Annotated in this window: 16 protein-coding genes; 7 read left to right on the forward strand and 9 right to left on the reverse strand. The window is 43.6% G+C overall.

What is annotated here, in order from left to right:
* Positions 1-3 precede the first annotated feature (3 nt).
* Genes BW716_RS26550 through BW716_RS26560 form a run of 3 tightly spaced genes read right to left on the reverse strand, consistent with a single transcriptional unit; the run spans position 4 to position 5598 of the window.
* The gene (locus BW716_RS26550; protein ID WP_083727813.1) at positions 4-2256 is read right to left on the reverse strand and encodes a hypothetical protein; all 2253 of its coding nucleotides are present in this window, start codon (positions 2254-2256) and stop codon (positions 4-6) included.
* Between the two features lie 10 nt (positions 2257-2266).
* Entirely contained in the window at positions 2267-5149 is a 2883-nt protein-coding gene (locus BW716_RS26555) for an SGNH/GDSL hydrolase family protein (protein ID WP_179091283.1), read from the reverse strand.
* A gap of 14 nt (positions 5150-5163) precedes the next feature.
* Positions 5164-5598 (reverse strand): hypothetical protein, encoded by a 435-nt coding sequence (locus BW716_RS26560; RefSeq protein WP_143709053.1) that lies wholly within the window; start codon positions 5596-5598, stop codon positions 5164-5166.
* Positions 5599-6253: 655 nt separating this feature from the next.
* Here BW716_RS26560 and BW716_RS26565 point away from each other — a divergent pair.
* Both BW716_RS26565 and BW716_RS26570 read left to right on the forward strand, forming a co-directional pair.
* A complete protein-coding gene (locus tag BW716_RS26565; RefSeq protein WP_083727819.1) occupies positions 6254-6793 on the forward strand; it encodes a hypothetical protein in 540 nt (179 codons plus the stop codon).
* A gap of 519 nt (positions 6794-7312) precedes the next feature.
* Positions 7313-8281: a hypothetical protein gene (locus tag BW716_RS26570; RefSeq protein WP_083727821.1), complete on the forward strand. Its 969-nt coding sequence runs from the start codon at positions 7313-7315 to the stop codon at positions 8279-8281.
* 5 nt (positions 8282-8286) lie between these two features.
* Here the strand turns inward: BW716_RS26570 and BW716_RS26575 are convergent, their stop codons facing one another.
* Entirely contained in the window at positions 8287-9621 is a 1335-nt protein-coding gene (locus tag BW716_RS26575) for an MFS transporter (protein WP_083727823.1), read from the reverse strand.
* 524 nt (positions 9622-10145) lie between these two features.
* Between BW716_RS26575 and BW716_RS26580 the strand changes: the two genes are divergently transcribed.
* The 3 genes from BW716_RS26580 (at position 10146) to BW716_RS26590 (ending at position 14257) form a co-directional block, all read left to right on the forward strand.
* Positions 10146-11036 carry an energy transducer TonB gene (locus BW716_RS26580; protein ID WP_083727825.1) on the forward strand — a complete coding sequence of 297 codons (891 nt, stop codon included), beginning with the start codon at positions 10146-10148 and terminating at the stop codon, positions 11034-11036.
* Positions 11037-11261: 225 nt separating this feature from the next.
* Complete coding sequence (locus BW716_RS26585; protein ID WP_143709054.1) at positions 11262-12737, forward strand: DUF5723 family protein; 1476 nt, start codon at positions 11262-11264, stop codon at positions 12735-12737.
* A gap of 233 nt (positions 12738-12970) precedes the next feature.
* Entirely contained in the window at positions 12971-14257 is a 1287-nt protein-coding gene (locus BW716_RS26590; RefSeq protein WP_083728705.1) for a folylpolyglutamate synthase/dihydrofolate synthase family protein, read from the forward strand.
* Positions 14258-14446: 189 nt separating this feature from the next.
* Here BW716_RS26590 and BW716_RS26595 read toward each other — a convergent pair whose 3' ends face one another.
* From BW716_RS26595 to fbp, 5 genes are all read right to left on the reverse strand, one after another.
* The gene (locus BW716_RS26595) at positions 14447-15007 is read right to left on the reverse strand and encodes an NUDIX hydrolase (protein WP_083728706.1); all 561 of its coding nucleotides are present in this window, start codon (positions 15005-15007) and stop codon (positions 14447-14449) included.
* Positions 15008-15023: 16 nt separating this feature from the next.
* A complete protein-coding gene (locus BW716_RS26600) occupies positions 15024-15554 on the reverse strand; it encodes a YfiT family bacillithiol transferase (protein ID WP_220388838.1) in 531 nt (176 codons plus the stop codon).
* A gap of 93 nt (positions 15555-15647) precedes the next feature.
* Positions 15648-16412, reverse strand: a complete 765-nt coding sequence (locus BW716_RS26605) for an ABC transporter ATP-binding protein (RefSeq protein ID WP_083728710.1) — start codon at positions 16410-16412, stop codon at positions 15648-15650.
* 167 nt (positions 16413-16579) lie between these two features.
* A complete protein-coding gene (locus BW716_RS26610; RefSeq protein WP_083728712.1) occupies positions 16580-17098 on the reverse strand; it encodes a CAP domain-containing protein in 519 nt (172 codons plus the stop codon).
* Between the two features lie 97 nt (positions 17099-17195).
* Entirely contained in the window at positions 17196-18206 is a 1011-nt protein-coding gene (gene fbp, locus BW716_RS26615) for a class 1 fructose-bisphosphatase (RefSeq protein ID WP_179091284.1), read from the reverse strand.
* 162 nt (positions 18207-18368) lie between these two features.
* Here fbp and BW716_RS26620 point away from each other — a divergent pair, with 162 nt between their 5' ends.
* On the forward strand, positions 18369-19634 hold the full coding sequence (locus BW716_RS26620) for an aspartate kinase (protein ID WP_083728714.1): 1266 nt from the start codon (positions 18369-18371) through the stop codon (positions 19632-19634).
* The gene (locus BW716_RS26625) at positions 19631-20806 is read left to right on the forward strand and encodes a hypothetical protein (RefSeq protein ID WP_083728716.1); all 1176 of its coding nucleotides are present in this window, start codon (positions 19631-19633) and stop codon (positions 20804-20806) included. Before BW716_RS26620 ends, BW716_RS26625 begins: the two co-directional genes overlap by 4 nt.
* Positions 20807-20811: the final 5 nt, after the last annotated feature.

Below are 20811 nucleotides of genomic sequence, written 5' to 3' on the forward strand. Positions count from 1 at the left end.
GTGCTAGTTTATCTGGTAATGCAAAGAGGTGGTCGTATTAAATCTGCCATAGTAGAAATTGGCAGGCGTATTCTTCAGGTTCTTTCTGCCATCTGCGGAAAGGGCAAGACTCCACCGTTTGAATAACTGTGCAGATACCTGCTGACGCAATCCTATTTGCCGGACTACATCCTTACTATCCATATAAATAAGCGCACTGCCACAGGAGATTTTTTTCATTAGTATATATTGATAACCTGCATCTATATTTAAAAGGTTATTATAAATAGCAGCATCATGTACATATCTGTTGTAATAGATATTTGTTATTACCATACCCGGTCCTGCCATAAAGGTGTGCATGCTGGATAGGTTTATAAACAGGCTCTTTAAATCCTGGTAATTCATTTGCTGGATGCCTAAAGAAGAATTATTTGTAAATGGTATGCCGCCTAATTTGCCATTTGCCTGAGACATGACAGAGAGTTTCCTGTTGAGAAATGCGGTCACTCCATTTTCCCGCAGTGTATTTTGTAGCAGGTTCATACTGATAGTCAGTTTGCGGGTAAAACGATAACGGGCGTCAGCAGAGAATTGCAGACTCCTGCGCCTGTCATCTGTCAGGGGCGAAACTGCCTGGTTTCTCATATCCATTCTTATGGTGGCGGCGGCTTTGTTTTTTAGCCAGTTGCGGCGCAACATCAAACCATATTGCAGTACGCCCCGGCTGCCAAAGGGGCTACCGGGATTTACATAGCCTAACCCTGAATAGTTCATATATACTTTTTGTGAAAGCCCCCATTTGCTCACATCTCCGGAGTATGCCAATCCAATAGAAGCGGTTGCCCAGAGGTCATCCATAAAATGTGAAGCAGCCGATTTTGATACAGCCGCAGCATCATTAAAACTGCTGGAGGATTTTGAAACGTCAATATCAATTTTACCCAGGCTGCCGAGATCACATTGTTTAGAAATGGATCCAACGAATACATTCCTGCTGATAACAGCCGTGTTAAATCCATTATTCGACTGGGCTTTTGCATTTGCATTCAGTACGGAGACATGGGTTTGTTTAGCGCCAACATCACCACGCCCCATTCGCAGGTATTGCATCGCATATGAACTATTCCCGGTAGATGATTGCATGCCCACATCCTGAATACCTAATTCGTTAGCTTTACCAGCCGCCAGCATAATAAACCTGTTATTTTTAAGGTAGGAACCGGCTGCCCCTGTCATAAATACATCTGACAAGGTGCCAATGCTTCCTGCTTTCAATTCTTTTACACTCATCATAAATCGCTGTAGCGAACTCATATTAAGTAGATCAGGTGCTATGCGGGATGCATTTTCAGGATGCTGTAATACAGATGCAATACGCTGCTGTGCTGCTTTTTGTGCACCTGCCAGCTGGTTCATTTCTTTCACATTTCCCAGTTGCTGTTTCAGTGCCATCACTTTTTCCTGATATGCCTGTGGGGTATGCTGTAATGCATTCACTAATTGTGAACTATCCAAAAACATCACCTGATCAGGAGATATATGCCCTTTCAGACTATCATAGGCAGAGAGCTGAGTGGTCAGGTAAGATTGAATGCTGCTTTTGATGTCGATATCATCAAGGAAATATTTGTTGAGGTCATAAGATTGCTGTAGTTGTTGATTGACTTTATCCAGGTAGGCCTGTTTGTCAAAATTCAGTTTCAAAAACTGTGCATCTTTTAGTCCGTCGTTATAACCAGAAATTGTAGAATAATTAAATTGCACCGGGATACTTCCTATAGTCACCTGATCCTGGATGATCCCTTCATTCCACCAGGGAGATAACATAGCAGTCGTATCGCTATAGATCGTTTGCCAGCTGATACCCTTGAGTGTATGCTGGGGTATACCCGGCAGATGTACGGGTGATTGAGATTTCAGCGCATAGAATCCCCTTAGTTTATTATCAATAAATCCGGCCAGCTTCAGGCTGTCATGAAAACCGGTGAACATTCGTTGCATCCGGTTAATGCCAGCTTTCCCATTGCCGCCATTCAGATATTGCATAAATTCCTGACGTGCACCTGGTTGAAGATTGTCCAATCCCAACCGGCTAAAGGGCAGGCTATCAGGAACAAACTGGTTATGTATACCAGCATATCTCGTATTCAATGAGTCCATCACTGCCTGCTTTAATACGACCCCTTTCAATGGATCGGGTAAGGTATCCGCAGCAATAGCACAGGTACTAATAAAAAGTACCAGCAGACTGACCTCTTTAGGGATCACATGCATAAGAAAAGATTTAATTCTCCTGAACGATTAAACCATTGATGTAAGAAAAAGAACCATAGGTGGCACTGGTTGGTGCATGCACAGACAATTTGATCACACCACTGGCATCAGGCGAAACACTTGACACGGTCGTTTCTCCTGTTGTATTTCCAAGAGCGTTTTGTAGTATTTCAGAACCTCCGTTTACTCTCCATGCACCATATCTTGGAGCAGAAGCAGTGGTATTGCGGGAAGCATACAATTTGATCGTATAAGTTTTGCTGGGGTTCAGACCTTTAATGAGCAGGTTGTCCATGCCCGCTGCATACTTCAGGCTGTAGTTATACCATAAACCCTGTAATACGATATCCGGAACGACACCGCTATTATTGCCTGTGGTAGAGCCATCTGTATTCGATGAGCTATTGCCGGCGTATGGTGCCCAATAAGTGGTGGCATCACTAACGTTATCAATCGTCCAGTTCGTGACAGTATCGGTAGCTATGATATGGGTACCAGCCACCTGGCCATACACATTAAACCAGCCGGGAATGCTGGATACGGCAGTTTTACTGAAGTGTACTCTAAGTGTCTTTTTGCCACCATTATTTGGGTATACCTTCACAGTAGCGTCTGTGCTCAATACTTTTCCGGAAGTATCAGTACCGGTAACCCTATAAATAAAGGTACCGTTGGTCAGACCAGAGATACTGGCGGTAGCGCTGGTAGTGGCTGCAATTGTAGAAGTATTAGGCCCTGATATCTGGCTCCAGTTAAACGAAGCGATGCTTGCTCCATTAATAGGATTCGCAGTAAGAGTGAGTGTACTGGCGGTTGTACTGGTATCTCTCAGTTTTATCTGGGGGATCAGTGGCAATGGGCCAACTACGCCAATATCAACGATACTAACGTGTGCAAATGTACTGGTGCCGCCTGTGCGGAGATTGATATCTAATGAATCCAGGCCGGAGATGTAATTAAAGGTGACTGCCCGGCTGTATTCACCTGTACCGGTAGTGGCATATTTAGTATCAACAGATTGAGCAGTGGTCCATGTTTCGGATCCCAGTTTCGCCTGCAATGTTCTTGGTGTAGACGCATCATCCAGTCTGGCACCCCATAATTTTATATAATAGGTATTGTTTTTTGCAAGGCCCTTTATTCTCATAATAATCCCATCCGGATTGACGGAAGAATGAATAAACATATTGTCATAAACAGCCTGGGATGGATAATCTCCAACTGCGACATTGAAACCGTTATAGTTGATGGATTTAGTATCAGAGGTTCCAAATGTACCCTGCGGTAATCCAATGATCTGCACGCTCATGGCAGTCGCCTCATTGGTAGTAGTTCTCAATGCATTGAATGCGGATTTATCAGCAAACCCGGCTACGCCGCCTACTCCATACCAGTTATTCCAGTATTTACCGGCATTATCAGGTGATGGTGTTGGTTTACCATCCACCTGGTTAGAGCCATTGAGGGTAGTCAGACCATCACCTCCCAGGTCTATCAATAACCTGTAGGTGTAATCGTTCACACCGGGTAGTGTAGGATTATTAATCTGATCCAAAGTGGCAACATTGGAATATGAGGTATAGGTGCCATCCTTTAGCTCAGCCCTGACCCGGAAATACTGTTTGTTATCATTAAAACGGGCGTAGTTGTTTTTTACAATATTGGGTTCTGTTTCTATTTTAAACTGGGACCAGGCAGACTTGTCCAACGATGAATCTACGAGATATCTTTTTACAGTTTTTACCGGCTGAAAATATTCCAGCCATCTATCGAACAGGCTATTGGCAATAAACTGATTACCGGCGCTTGTCAGGTGTACACCATCGCCATTGTTATATTGTGGCAAAATAGCTGCGGTGGTAGCAGGGTCTACGACATCTTTAAACCCTTCAACATAACGCTTGGGCCAGATGGTCCTGATACTGTCGGCCAGTTGTTTAAGCATGAGCTGCTGGGCTTCGTTGTAGGTAGTTCTTGGCTGGGTTGTTTCAAAGAATACAGGAACACCCTTTGCAATAGCCAGCGAATCTACTTTCTTCAGATTAGCAATACTCTGATTAACAGATATGCCTGCAGATGGATCATTTGTAGGCAATGAAACAAATATAAAATCCGGGTTTGAGGTTAAAGCGGATTCAATATTATGCCCCAGTACTCCGCCATTAGCAACAGGCAGCACATCAGTACTGGAATAGCCTGCTACAGAGAGGTTTTCCCATACAGCGCCATATGTATTGTTTGTCAGCCATGCTAATATTTTATCGCCTAACCTGTCTGGTGCAGTCAATCCATATCCGGCCAAAGTGGAAGAACCTATGCCTACTATTCTTGGCCCAATATATAATGACTTGGCATTTGTAAGCCAGCGAAGCGTGAAAGTTATATTCCCGTTATCGAATATTCCTGCATTCAATTTTAACGAGTCAGTGTTACTTACACTACCATTTGCAGCGCTGCCATTGAGAGAGAAATCTATACCGGTTAGCGCTTCTATATAAATAACATCATTGGTTTGCAGTACGGGGTAAAATGTAATCTTACCCGTGGTTTCATCTACTTTTACGCCTTGCGCAGTATCCCTGTATTGAAGTAACCCATTGCGTAAAACTTTCAGGAAATAGTTGGACAATGCGGTATTCTGATAAATACTGTCACCAGCTACCGGGAAGCCTGTAGCGCCAACCCGGAACTGTATTCCTTTCCCTAATTTTCGGAATACGGTTTTTCCATTGCCGGTATTATACAGGAAACCGTTTATATCCTTTGTATTGTTTCTTAATACAAGTTCAGTATTAACAAACTTGACAGAGTCAGGATCTACTTTAAGTGAGGTCTGGGCAAGAGCTGCAATAGAAAGCAGCAGGAACGGGATTATCAGCAATTTATTTCGCATACACATGACAAATGTTATAAAGAGAGATCTACACTATTTAAGGCTTCTATATATATTCTTTCCTTTAGCGTAAGCGCAGGACGGAAAATGACCTTTCCTGCCAGCGTATCGATGCTGACGCCACTTGAGCTATTGGCAGGTTGTAACAGGCCATAACGCCATACTTTGACGTTTCTTTTAACAAGCTCACTGCTGGTATAAATAGAATCGCCCGCAGCAGGGAATCCGGCATTACCGACTGTAAACTGAATAGCTTTCCCTGTTATTTTAAAAGCCGTAGTACCATTTCCGTTATTATACAGATATCCGGGAATATCCTTAGTTGCATTACGAACAACGACTTCTGCATTTGTTACTTTTATGGAATCTGGTGTTACGCGCATAGGAGATTGCGCCATGACTTGGTGTGCAGACACAAGCAGGCATGCAAATACTAAATAATGTCCCATGTTTAAATTTTTAAACAATAAAACCCCTTCCCCCTGCTATGCAGGAGCTAATTAGTCCCTCTTAAATGGATAAATGAAATGACTGAATACAGAATATTTTATTCAGTACTGCTACGGAATAATAAGTTCACACATATGGGTATTTGATTATTTTATTACGGGATTATAAAAAATTTCGCATTCTGACGCTCACGGGTATTTACTCACAGTAACGGGATATAACGTCAACAACAATACTCAAGGTTACGGTGTAAATATAGAGTAGAAAAAATTGACAGCATATAACACATTGATGTGATAATTGATTAATTATCAGATAGTTAATTTCTTTCAATTATTTATTTTCAAAATAAGTAGTAAACAGGGTATTCGTGGTTTCTACAAAGTCCCGGCTATGATAAGTAGAGAACTTTAAATTTTACTGAATAGCGTTGCACCCAACATAACCAATCAGCATTACTCCAAATAGTTAATGAAGCTATACCATGAATATAATTCTATAAGTACACCATAAGTACATTAAAAGGGCACTTCAATATCAAATCGATATTGAAGTGCCCTTTTAATGATGTATTAATACTCAATTAGTGATATAGTAGTACTATAATCCGGAAGAAGATTTTACCTTTGTTACTGTAACCTCAAAATGTTTGTTATGGCGCTTGTAAAAGACAACCTACTCCTTCATGCCGTGCGGGGCACCCTCGGCAATCAATTCACGATTTACGAACGGAATGACCAGATTATCATTGCCAAAAAACGCGGCCCGTCAAAGAATAAGCCAACGAAAAAGCAACTGGAAGCCCGGTATAAGATGAAAGTAGCCGCAGCTTATGCAAAGGCGATCCTGCTGGATCCGGATATTAAGGCTTATTATAAGTCATTGGCAGGGCCGGGGCAGAATGCCTATAATATGGCTGTGAAGGATGCTTACAAATCTCCTGAAGTGCAAAATATCCGGTTCGAAGATGAGACTGTAGTGGTAACTGCAAAAGATGAATTCAGGGTAGCAGAAGTGACCGTGCGGGTACTCGATGGCGATGGTGTGATACTGGAAAGAGGCCCCGCTGTTGTAGGCAGGAACGGCGTGGATTGGTATTACAAGTTGGCCAGCCGGCCGCCGGGTGGTAAAATTATAGTCGTGGCGGTTGATCTGCCCGGGAATGAAACAGTGAGAGAAGTGAAGTTAGAATAGCGCAGATTTTTGCTTATGCCGAAGCGATAATATTGCTTTTTACACTCAAAATAAATTTGAATTTTGAGTAGTCTGATTTGCCCTGGAAAGAGCAACTTTTTTTATATTTGCGTTACCCAAAACAAGTATGAAAAACTAAACCTTAGTTTATTAAATAATGAGCAGTTTTGCAAAATTGGTAATTTTGAGAAATTCACCCCAAATAGCCGATGCGCATATTTATTCCATGAAGTGATTAATGCAAAAGCATTGGCTTCGATGATGAATGACTCTCCATCTACAGCTTACTGAATAAGGCGAAGATATTTCTTGAAAAACCTTCAACTTATAAGTTAACCCTTGGGGAATTTTGTACTTATTACAGAGATCAACGACCTGAGTGGTTAGCCTGGCGCTTCTGGCTATACAGAGGAGAATGGTAATTCCTATTTAAAATCATACATGTATATCTTTTGATTCGGAAAACCAGACAGGCTTTTCACGAAGAAGGATAGTCGTGCAAAAAAACAAATATACACTATGGGTATAAAAAAAATATCTGATGAATTACAGCAATTACAAAAGGCGCTTTTAGTTAAAAGGCGTTGGGAAGAGCTGCCACCTGATGGTTTGCCTGCCATTAAACATAGCAAATCGGGCAAATCAGGAGATTTTCCGACCTACACACAAAACAACGAGGAAGAATACGAAAAACAGGCTTTAAATGAGCCTACCGAAAACGTCAATTATATTTTACATCTCAATACCTTTCATGAGTATGCTTCGAAGGATTCCCGGTTAAAGGTGCACCATATCAGTTTGTACATGACACTCTTTCACATATGGAACAAACTTTATTTTAAGAACCGTTTCCCGATTGACCGTAAGCAAGTGATGCAACGCAGCAAAATCGGTTCCAGAAGTACCTATATCGAATGTCTGAAGATGTTGTCTGATTATGGTTACATTACCTATTTCCCATCTGCGCGCCCTTATGCGCCCTGCGAGATAAGTATCACCCCTTTCATGGATAAAAGCATCTCACCTCATACGTCCGGTAGTAAAAAAGGTACCCATGCAAGTATCAAAAAAGATACCTATGATAATAAAAATGGGCCACATACAAGGCCCGAAAATGTACCACATACTAATACCAAAAATGATACCGCATCAGGCCCAAAAACGGGCCACTTTAATTATAATAAACTAAACAGGGGTAAAACTGAGAGTAAACAGGCTCACACACCCCCCAATTTAATTAATCATAAAAATGAAATTCCAACAATGGAAGTAGTTGTCCATTGGTTTGCACAAAAAGGTCAGGCAGATAAAGAGGGCCGCAAATTTTTCTATCATTACGAGGCTGTTGGCTGGGCAATCAACGGAGAACCGATTACGAATTGGGAGGCGGTCGCCGCGAAATGGGTAGAAAGAACTAAAAACTATGGGAATAAAAAAACCGAAAAATGCTACCTGGGTAGAGATAAATCTTATGACGAACCTTTGTAATTATCTCACACCGCATAACTGCCCTTTTTCGCAGTCACCTTCTGGTATAAAAAATTAAACCCTACCGCTGCTATCAAACAAAAACCTGCTGCTACATACCACCATACCTTAAACCCGAAATGGGCGATCGTAGCAGACCCGATAGTCGGCGACAGGATCGTGGATACCGCAAATGATACGGTATACAATGCCGCATATTGTCCGCGGTTATGCTCTCCACTCCTGCTGATAAAGAAGGCTGTCATAAACGGAATACTCAGCATCTCGCCTGCAGTAAATAAAACGATGAATACAATGCTTACAAAACCTGCTGCAGGCAGGATATTAAAACTCAGGTATGCCAGGCTGGCAAGTGCCACCCCACGGGTCATGAATTCCAGTGGGTGCTTCATATTTTCAATTTTATAGATCAACACCATTTCAATAGCAGCGACAAGCAGACCATTTAGCCCTAAGACCATCCCGATCTGTGCTTCTTCCAGGTGGAGGACTTCTTTGAAATATAAAGCCACCATGGTGGAGAGTTGTAAAAACCCAGTGGTAAATAAAATACTGAGGGCGATAAAAGCAAGGTAAATTTTGTCTTTGTAAACGCTATCACGTTTAGGTTGGTTTACGCGCGCCTGTTTACCTTTGTTTATGCGTCCGGTTTCACCATTGTCTACATGTTCAATTTTGCCATTGTTTACACTACCGGATTTACCATTGTTTACACTTTCGCCTTCAGCACCAGCCGACTCACCATCGTGTCTTTTTACCGCCACATGTACTGGCGGAATCATCAACCGCATCACGATTATAGCAACCACACAAGTCAACCCATCTACCCAAAAAAGCAGGTGATAACTATAACTTGCCACTATCCCTCCCACTGCCGGCCCTATGGACCAACCCAGGTTAGAAGCCAGCCTGTTCAGGGAGTAAGACCTTGTCCTGTTTTCCGGACTGCTGTAATGTGCAGTAGCAGCTGTGTTGGCCGGACGAAATGCATCGCCCACCGCACTCAGGATAAATATACAGATACAGAATTGCAGGAGTGTATGCATCTGCCCCAAAACTAAAAAGATCAACCCCTGCAACAGCAAACTCCAGAACTGCACCGGATAAAAGCCATAACGGTCAGATAACCGCCCGCCGCTAAAAGCACCGACAATGCCACCTATACCATAACAGGTCATGACCAAACCGGCCTGTTGAACGGAAAAGTGTAGCTGCTGTGTGAGGTACACAGTCATAAATGGGATAACCATCGCACCACAGCGATTGATCAGGAGTACAACAGCCAGTATCCAGGTGGAGGTCGAAAGGCCAGCGTAGGCTTTTTTATAAAGAGAGAACAAGAGAATGCGGTTTTAAAGGGCAAAATTCTGCGCAAATGTAAATAGAATTTTAATGGTTCTACTATACTGCTCCGCAACATACAACGTTATTCTCCGGGAGTATGTAAGAAACCTTCGGGATGTATATCGCCCTGCGTGGCGCCACATTCACGGATATATCAGGCAGACATATACATTCAGTGATATTGGAATGGTTTGTGTTATTAGAATGTAAGAGGCGAAAGCCTTGTTATTGAGTGAGGAAAGCAATGTGAAGGAGATCAGTGAGTGGATCGGCTAAATGTATCCCGCACACTTTAATACGGCATTTAAGAAGAAATTCAGGCGCAACCGGGTAAGAACTTTCATGCAGGGAAAAGCCTTCTACTGGCCTCCGTATAGCGAAACTTCCTGTCGGGTTAAGTTCCTCCCTGCACATAAGACGAGTAATTCCATCCGGCGGTAAAAGGGATTTTTCCGCCAGCTGGCAAAATGGCTTGCTTACAGCAGGTCGAACGTATTAGAAAATATCTTATTTTTGACCTATGCAGCAAAAACAGAACGATAATAATACCGATAAAAATATAAAAGCAGTAGGTGTCACTATTGCTGTGCATGCATTAGTTTTATTAGCATTGATCCTGGGCGGTTTCAACGCACCACCCCCACTCCCTAACCAGGACCTGGGTATGGAAGTGAACCTCGGTACCTCCGACGATGGTATGGGCGATGAGCAACCACTCAACCCCAACCCACCCAGCGCCGACGCTGCCAATGCTTCTACCCCTCAGAACGAGCCGGTACCAACTCAGGACAATTCTACCCAGGAAGATATTGCTACTCAGGACAATGAAGACGCTCCTGAGGTGAACAAACCGGAAAAACCGGTTGAAAAACCAAAGGAAGTAGCCAAAAACCTGGATACCAAGCCTACTAAAACGACCAAGAAAACTTCTGAAAATAACCCGGTTGCAGTAGAAAAACCACAAAAAGCGAAAGCCGTATTTGGTGGTGGTACTTTCACCGGCAAGAACAGTGGTAACAACGCCAACGGTTCTAACAACTCTACCGGCGAAGGTAATACCGGCAAACCCGGTGATCGTGGCCAGATCAATGGTGACCCGAATGCCAGCGGTTATACCGGCGGTGGTTTAGGTGGCGGTAAGTCTGATTTCCGGCTGAATGGTCGTAGCCTGATCAGCAAACCATCCCTCACTTACGATGGAGACGAATCTGGTTATGTAGCTGTCAATATTAAAGTTGATAGAAATGGCAATGTGATCGATGCATCTCACTCACTGAAAGGATCCACCCTGAACAACCCAAGATTGATTGAAATTGCGAAAAGAGCAGCCAAAGAATTGAAATACAATACCAATTCCGATGCACCTGAAGTACAATATGCAGTGATCCGCTTCTACTTTAAAGTACAGTAACAAGAGATTATATATAGAAAATGAATCCCTTCCCATACCCGGGAAGGGATTCATTTGTGCATGCCTATTAATAGCTCATTTCATCGTCATTTATAATAACATAATTTAATAACAATAATATATTTAGATATATTTGCATGGGAAATTCTTTTGTAGCGCTTGCCAATATATAGGTATGTTTTGCGTTATAAGGGAGAAAAACCCATCTGCCAACTAATTAGATATATGCTGTTTAGAGTAATTCGAGTCTTAAGCCTTGCAACTGTCATTGCCATATCTTTAATCGAGCCGTACAAGGCAAAGGCCCAGATGAATATGAACATGGGCGGGTATGCAAATAGTCATTATGCCGGGATTTATGGCGTACCATCCAACCCTGGAATGGCTGCCGGTACGCACTACAAATGGGACGTAAATGTGGCTGGCGTAAGCGCCGCTTTAGGAAACACTTATGCACGCTTTCCAAAGTCACTGATCTTCCATCCACCAGATTCCCTGGAAAGGCTGAAACGTAACAGGGACTACTTCCTGGATACCATGTCTACAGGAAAACAATTTGGATGGGGCAATATGGATATCATGATGCCATCCGTACTCTACTCTATCGACGAGTCGAGATCCATTGCTTTCGTATGGCGTGTGCGTGCACAGGCAAACGGTGGTAATATGAGTACCGACGTGGCAAACTTCTTTGCGAACAACTTCCCGAATGCAAGTTATAATAACCAACGTTTTGATATGCAACTGGCAAATGCGAGTTTTCATATGTGGAACGAATATGACTTTACCTACGCTCAGATCATTAAAGACGATGGCATGCACCTCCTGAAAGGTGGTGTGACCCTGAAGGTACTGAATGGTATCGCTGCTGGTTATGTACAGGTAGAAGATGCGAGTTTCTATATGAACTCCACGACCGATGCTAATATTACCAGTGGTACACTGAAAATGGGTTACAATGATGGTATCAACAACTGGAAAAAGCCCAATACCAGCAACTACAGACCGTTTACCGGCAACTGGGGCGTAGGTATGGACCTCGGCGTGGTATATGAGTGGAGAGCCGAAATGGATGGATTGCAGAGTTATGGTGATAACGACTGGAACCCTGAAGGCGATGATTATAAAATGAGACTGGGTGTGAGTATCACTGATATCGGTGGTATCTCTTATAAAAAAGTAGCTTCCAATACAGACCTCAATCTGGTGGCTTCGAATATCAACCCGAATGAGATCAAAATGAGAAGAGGTGAAGGGTGGCAGGCTTACTACCGCCGCCTGCAGAACTACTTTACACCAATTGCCAGCGACGAAAAGTTCCGTATGAACCTGCCAACTGCATTGAACGTAGCGTTCGATTACAATATCGATGCCCGCTTCTTTATCAATGGTAATGCAGTAATGTCGCTGAACAGCGGTCGCTACGATGCGAGCAAGACATACATGGTATCTCACTTTACATTGACGCCAAGATATGATGCCCGTAATTTTGGGGTGTATATTCCAATCGATGTCAATAACCACAGCCAGTTTGATATGGGTGCTGGTTTCCGTCTGGGTCCGCTCACGATTGGTTCTAATACCGTGTTGTCTAACCTGTTCCAGAAGAATAAGAACAGGCTGGATGGTTTCGTAGCCATCCGGTTGATACCAATGAACTTTGGTAAGACACTGCTGGGTTGTCCTGCTACACAGTTCTAAGTAAAGGTTAATTTTTCCAAAATAAAAAATTCATGAAAACGGGGACTCTCCAACGGGCATGAAATCTATTTCCGAATTAAAAGAGCGTGTATCTTAAATGGTACACGCTCTTTTTAATTCTGACACCTGATGGAGCCTTGTTTCCATTTATGCGGTTCTCAGGAGTTTCATTTATTTATGATACGCCCTCTTTTTTACTTTTTCGGAAATGTGAATTTCATTTAATTTTGGGCATGAACTACCAACAAACTCTGGACTACCTTTATGAGCGCCTGCCCATGTTCACCCGTGTGGGGGCCAGCGCTTTCAGAAAAGACCTGCATAATACCATCGCTTTATGCGAACAACTGGGCAATCCCCAACGCCTGTTCAAAACAGTTCACGTAGCCGGTACTAACGGCAAAGGCTCTACCAGCCATATGCTGGCAGCTATTTTTCAGCAGGCGGGATACAAGACCGGATTGTATACCTCTCCGCACCTGAAGGATTTCAGGGAGCGGATCCGTATCAATGGTGAGATGATTGACCAGGAGTTTGTCGTAGAGTTTGTACAACAAACACAACCATCTATTGAACAACTTGATCCTTCCTTTTTCGAGCTGACAGTGGCCATGGCATTTCAGTATTTTGCACTGGAACAGGTCGATATCGCCATTATTGAAGTAGGCCTTGGTGGCCGGTTAGATAGCACAAATATTATCACGCCCGAATTGTCAGTGATCACCAATATCAGTTATGATCACATGAACCTGCTGGGCAATACCCTGCCTGAAATAGCCAGTGAAAAAGCAGGCATTATCAAACCGAATATACCGGTGGTAATCGCGCAGACACAAACTGAAGTAGAGCAGGTATTTATTGATAAGGCAAAAGCCATGGAAGCCCCCATTACCTTTGCAGACCAGTATTGGCTGGTGCAGGATAATGACTTGCACAACGGACATTTGCATCTGCAATTAAGACCACATCAGAGTGAACAGGTATGGGATATCAAACCAGATCTGAGCGGCCAATACCAGGTGAAAAATATCATGGGAGTACTGAGTGCCGTGAAAGTATTGCAACAGGCAGGTTGGGAACTACCGGATGAAGGCGTAAAAACCGCCCTGAGCCATGTGAAAAAATTAACCGGCCTGAGAGGCAGATGGGATGTGGTGGCACACAACCCGCTCACCGTATTTGATGTAGGACACAATGAGGCAGGCATTGGTGAGGTCATGGGTCAGCTGGAACATATGACATACAGACACCTGCATATAGTGACAGGTTTTGTGAAAGACAAGGAAGTGAGTAAGGTATTAAAACTGTTTCCACCGGCAGCAACCTATTATTTTACAAGGGCACAGATACCCAGGGCACTGGATGAACATGAGCTGGCAGAGATGGGTGCAGCAGCGGGTTTGAGAGGCAAGGTGTATGCGAATGTACAACAGGCTTTTTCAGCGGCAAAGCAGCATGCGCATGAGGAAGATGTGATATTGGTATGTGGTAGTTTCTTTATAGTCGGCGAAGCAATGTAATTAGAACTCATTTCACAAATAGGCATTTGTAATTGATAATCAATACTTAAATGATAATTATGAAATGAGTTCTGGAAACATTCATGAAAGAGAGAATTCACCAACGGGGAATGAAAAGCATTTTCAAATGAAAAGAGCGTGTATCTTCAAAAACAGATACACGCTCTTTTCATTTCAATGCGCTTTCTATTATACAAAAGTCAGTTCTTTCAACTTTAACAATGCATAGAATATGCAGGTCACATGCAGACTTTGCAGCAATTGATTATCTTTCAGCATCGCTTCCAGTTCCTCCATTTCAAGCAGCACGATTTCAATTTCCTCATTCTCATCCAGATCCTGTTCCTGTACCTTCTTCCCTCCTGTTGCCAGGAACATATGCGTGAGATTATTACTACTCGCAGGGTTCGGCGCGATCTTGCCTAAGCTGATCAACTGATCAAACCCGTAGCCTGTTTCTTCCAGCAGTTCACGACGCATGGCATATTCAGGAGAAGGATCGTCGTTATCCATGGTACCACCGGGTATTTCCAGCAAAGTCTGTCGGATACCATGACGATATTGTTTCACCATAATCACCCGCCCCTGATCATCCAGGGCTACGCAATTCACCCAGTCATTGTATTCCAGTACATAGTACGGAGTTACAATCTTGCCTTGTGGTGTCTCGCATTTATCTTCGCGGGCTGTTAACCAGTTACTTTTAAAAAGATACTTTGATTCAAGCAGTTTCCAATCTAATGCAGACATATATTCAGTTTATAGTTTATTGCCAGTTATTCCGTTCTTTCAGCCTTTCGATGTGAGCCAGGTGATGTTTTCCATGCCAGGAATAGGTACCTGCTACTTTTTTCAGGAAGAAAGTTTCACCATGTTCCGGGTGGGTAAACACGCGTTCCCATTGTTCAGGGGTCATGTTATCCATCAGGGAAACCCAGCGGGTATGCAGGGAATGGAGCAGGGTGAGGGAGATATTGATGGGTGTTTTTGTAACATCCGGGAGTTCGGCCCAGGCGGCTTCGTCGTATGGCTTGATGACAGGGTTGTCTTCTGTCAGGGCCAGTTTGAAGCGGGTGTAGGCATTCATATGACTATCTGCCAGGTGATGCACGACCTGTACCACTGTCCAGCCACCGGGGCGGTAAGGCGTGGAGAGTTGGGGTGCATCGAGCGTCTGCACAGCTATTTCTACCAGTGATGGCAGAAAGCGGATATCATTGATATAGCTCTTTAACTGAAGGTCAGAGATGTGCGATGGGGCCTGGAACCGGCCGATTGGGTATTTGAGATCTTCCATGATGATGTTTCGACGATGAAGGTTGGCGATACTTAGATTGTTAAAAGACTTCCCTTGTTTAAAGCCCCCTTATTAAAGATTTCCTTTGTTAAATTACGCCTCTCTCAGCGCCTCTCCTGTCAGATGAATAAACACATCTTCGAGGTTTGCTTTCTTCACTTCTTTTTTCTTTTCAAATCCGCCCGCAACTAATTTATCAATCAGCGCATCAGGCGATTCCAGTGCAATAATACGGCCATGGTCTACAATCGCACAACGATCACAGAGTATCTCTGCTTCGTCCATGTAGTGCGTGGTGATCACCACGGTAGTACCCTGTTCGCGTACCTGCAGGATCAGGTCCCACAGATTACGACGTGCCTGCGGATCGAGACCGGTAGTCGGTTCGTCAAGGAAGATGATCTTGGGTTTATTGATGAGCGTAGTCGCGATGGAGAAACGTTGTTTCTGGCCACCGGAGAGCTCTTTAAACTTATTTTTCGCTTTATCTTCGAGATTGAAGAGTTTGAGTAGTTCTTTGGCGTCGGCTTGCTGGTTATAGAGACCGCAGAACAGGTCGATGAGTTCTACCAGGTTTAAACCGGGGTAATAACCGGAGCTTTGCAGCTGCACACCGATGACTTTTTTAATCCTCTCAGGGTCTTTGTCAAGGTCGATTCCATCTACGAATACCTTTCCGGAAGTCTTTTCGCGGAGGGTTTCGATGATCTCGAGGGTGGTAGATTTTCCGGCACCGTTGGTACCCAGCAGACCGAATATTTCATTTTCGTATACGTCGAAACTGATACCATTTACTGCTGTAAAATCACCGTATTTCTTGACAAGGTCCTTTACTTCTATGATCTTCCTCTTTTCCATAGGACTAAATTAGGATAAAAAAATTGCTGTGAAAGAGAAAATCTGCATTCCCTTTCGCTGCCTTCATTTTCTACAAACCACCAAAAAAAACGCTCTTGCCTATGGCAAGAGCGTTTTTTTGTGAATAGCCTGCGGCCGCCTTTATTTCTAAGGGCCTGCACCCGGCTCTATTTCTTTGGCGCCGGCGCCTCCTTATGTACTATAAACACTTGCGTAAAGAATATAATCCTTGGATCTCTACTTGAATGTGCGGATCCAATCCCGATCCGGTCAAAATCACCCAGCATATTTTTTCTATGCCCGGGACTCTTGATCCAGCCATCCACTACCTGCTGCGCATCCAGGTTACCATAAGCTACATTTTCAGCTGCACCAGGTATACGGCCAAACACAGTGGTCAGGTTGTCCACACGCTGCTCAAAACCGTCGTGGCCAAAGGCGGTCGCACCTGTTGCCATAGCTTTACTATGCTTGTACGCCTGCCCGCTACACGTGGCATCCAGCAATAACGGTGGTTTACCCTGAGAAGCCCTGAATTTGTTGGTGTAGTAAAGGATCTCCTGCTGCATATCCTTATTGTTCTCATCCACCCGGGTAGAATCTCCCGGTGTTATACTACGTGTACAGGCCAACAGGTTCAACGACAGGATACCGAATAGCGTCAGTAATGTAAGTTTGCGTGTCATATGTTTTCGAATAAATAAAAGAAATTCGTAATTAGACTAAAATAACTGATGCTGGTTTAGCAATAGTTATACCAAAAACTTACATGTTAGTATTTTTTTAACTATTCACTATTCTTTGCCAAACCTCCATCATGTTCTTAGAGCCCAGGAACACTGGTACCCGCTGGTGCAGTTTGGATGGCTTCAGCTCCAGCAACCGCTGTCTGCCAGTAGCCATCGCTACCCCTCCTGCCTTTTCCATAATGAATGACATCGGGTTGCACTCATAACATAAACGTAAACGCCCCCCTGCATATTTTCCAAAGGCCGGATACATAAAGATACCGCCCTGGATCAGGGTTCTGTGTACCTCTGCCACCATACAACCTACAAAGCGGTGGCGGTAGATCTTGCCATGCTCGTCTTTGGCCAGCCAGTAGTCGATAGCCTTGCGAACGCCGGTTTCGTAAAGGTGGTAGTAACCGATATTAACGGAAAAAATGTCACTTTCGGTTGGACATTTCAGGTTCGGGTGTGACAGGCAGAACTCGCCGATGCTTGGATCGAGGGTAAAGCCCTGTACGCTTCTGCGGGTAGCATAAACCAGCATGGTGGAGGAACCGTAGATAATATAACCTGCCGCGATCTGCTCGTAGCCGGGCTGTAAGAAGTCTTCCAGCTCGCACACGCTACCCACGGGGGTCAGACGGCGATATACAGAAAAAATAGTACCGATGGATACATTTACGTCGATATTGCCGGAACCATCCAGGGGGTCTATCAATACCACGTACTTGGAAGCTTTAGAAAACTCGTCGGTAAAGGCAATGAAGTCTTCATTTTCTTCAGATGCCACGCCGGCACAGTAAATACTGCCTCCCAAGGCGTTGATAAACTGGTCGTTAGCAAACACATCCAGCTTTTTCACATCTTCACCCTGGATGTTAACCTTGCCGGCCTCGCCCAGGATATCGGCTATTCCAGCCTTATTCACCTCCACATTTACGCGCTTTGCTGCCAACCCGATATCGCGCAATAAACCTGATAACTGTCCTGTTGCGCCGGGGTAATTCCTCAATTCCTGGATTGTAAACTCGTCCAGTGTCATTACTTTTCTGTTGATACTCATTCTATAATGGATTAGTGAATATTCATTGCATAAGGTTACACTAATGTAACAGATTTCGCCCTATTTTAATGGAACTGTCATTTTCATCGAAACAAATTTTAAAACATATTCAAAGTTGATTTACTTTGCCCCGAATTTTTTTAACGGAAGATAAACTCACATATGAAGGTTTTCAAATTTGGCGGTGCAAGTTTAGAAAGTATTGAACGAATCCAACAAGTAGCTGCGATTGTTCAGTCATTTCCTGATCAACAGATCCTGATCGTTATTTCTGCCATGGGCAAGACGACGAACGAACTGGAAAAGGTAGCCGAAAACTTTTATCTCCGTAAGCGCGAAATTGCGGCACAGTTGCTTTTCAATATCGAAAAGTCGCACACAGAAGTGGCAGAAAAGCTGCTGGGCAACAGGACTCACCCTGTTTTTGATCAGCTGCAAACGTTCTTTACAGAGGCCGAATGGACGCTGGGCGAGAAACCTGGCCGCCCTTATGACTATTATTACGACCAGCTGGTAAGTCTGGGTGAACTGCTCAGTACTGCCATCGTAAGCGCTTACTTCAACCTGGCAGGAGTACCTAATATCTGGATGGATGTGCGCGATGTGTTCAGAACAGACGATACTTTCCGCGAGGCGAATATCGACTGGGAAGTAACGGCGCGTCAGGTAGAGCAAAAGGTACTGCCCCTGTTCAAAAAAACCAATATTGTGGTAACACAGGGTTTCATTGGCAGTACGGATGAAAATGAAAGCGTGACATTAGGTCGTGAGGGGAGTGATTACTCCGCAGCCGTGTTTGCGAACCTGCTGAATGCGGAGAGTGAAACGATCTGGAAGGATGTGGAAGGACTGAAAAATGCAGATCCAAAGTTATTCCCGAATACGATCAATATTCCTGAAATTAGCTTTAGTGAGGTGATTGAAATGGCATATTATGGTGCGCAGGTGATTCACCCAAAGACGATCAAGCCTTTACAGAATAAGCAGATCCCTTTGTATGTGAAAAGCTTTTTGAATAAGGACCTGGTGGGCACGGTGATCAGGGAAGATATTGATGTGAAACAGCTCCCTCCTATTATTGTGGTGAAGAAAAACCAGGTGTTGCTGACAATCACGTCCAAGGATTTTGGGTTTGTGACAGAGGATAGGATCAGTGATATTTATGAGCTTTTTCATAAATTGAAGATCAAGATTAACCTGATGCAGAATGCGGCGATTAGTTTTAGTTGTTGTATAGATAATAGTCCGGAGAAGATAGAAACGTTGATAAAGGCACTGCATGAGGGGTATAAGATTGATTATAATGAGGGGTTGGAGTTGCTGACGGTGAGGTATAATAAGGATGGGGTGATGAATGAGTTGATTGGTAACAGAACAGTATTGCTGGAGCAAAGGTCTCCGGTTACGATACAGGCATTATTGAAATGATCAGAAAATATATTGAGATATTAAACTCCCTTAGGTCGAATGAGATCGGCTTGGGGGAGTTTTTGTATTTGGAGGGGAAGGATGATGATGCTGCCGGAAAATCGTGTGATGTGAATTCTTTCAGGCGATACCAGATCTTATTAGCGATGCAGTATAGTAACCGGTTGGCAACAGACGAACCTATATTGTTGGAGTTATTTAAGGCAGAGATTGAAGCCCGGAAAAATTTCGGAGGAGGTGTTGGCGAGTCATTGAATTTGTGTTCGTATTTGCTTTCTACTTACCGGCAGCCGGCGTATGCGGAACTATTTTACCAGGCCAAGTTTGCCGACTTTGATACGTATTGTGGGTATGACAGCGAGTATATTATTTCAGCCGGTATACGGGAAACTTATGAATATGTAAAAAAAGTGCAGCCTGCATTTTCCAATGACTTTTATGAATGGTTTGGTACTGAATCTGAATGCAAGTATACTGAAGAAGATTTGCAGGAATGGAGAAGGTGGAGGAGTGAATATTTTCCGGATCAATTAGAGACAAGAGAGATAAAAGACGAGATCCTGCTGGCCATTGAAATGAATGAGAAGGAACGCATGGTCCCATTAATAGATCAATGGGAGGCCGGTATCACTGACTGGACGGAAAAGAACCTACAGCAACTGGAATATTATAAAGAACAAACTGGAGATGTGGCCGGGCAAATCTGGGCCAATGAGCGATTATTTCATTTTAAGAAAACTGACTGGGAAAAGGCTTCTATATTACATGAATTAGCAAAGTTATATTTAGCATTGAATGACCGTGACAATGCATGGTCAAAGCTGCAACAGTTGCCGGTGTACCTGGAAAAGATACCTGAATGGAAAACTGCTAATTTTGGAAACTTTGTTCTGGAAGCGTATTTCGATCTGATCCTGCTGATCAATAATCCTGATGATTCTGTTGCAAAAGTAGCTTATAAATGGGCGTCTGCCAATATTCGGGAAACGAATCACCTCTCCTGGAGTTTGATGGAAAAGGCGGGTAAGAGCGGAGAATTAATGCAGGATTTGAAGTTTAGCGAACGATTTTATAAAAAATTAGAAAAGGCTAAACTGGCCTATGGGAAAAGGAATCAGCCTAATATAAAAAGCCGCCTCATATCATTTATGAGACGGCTCCTTCGTTATTGATAAAT

The sequence above is a fragment of the [Flexibacter] sp. ATCC 35208 genome (assembly GCF_001975825.1).
GTDB lineage: Bacteria > Bacteroidota > Bacteroidia > Chitinophagales > Chitinophagaceae > Chitinophaga.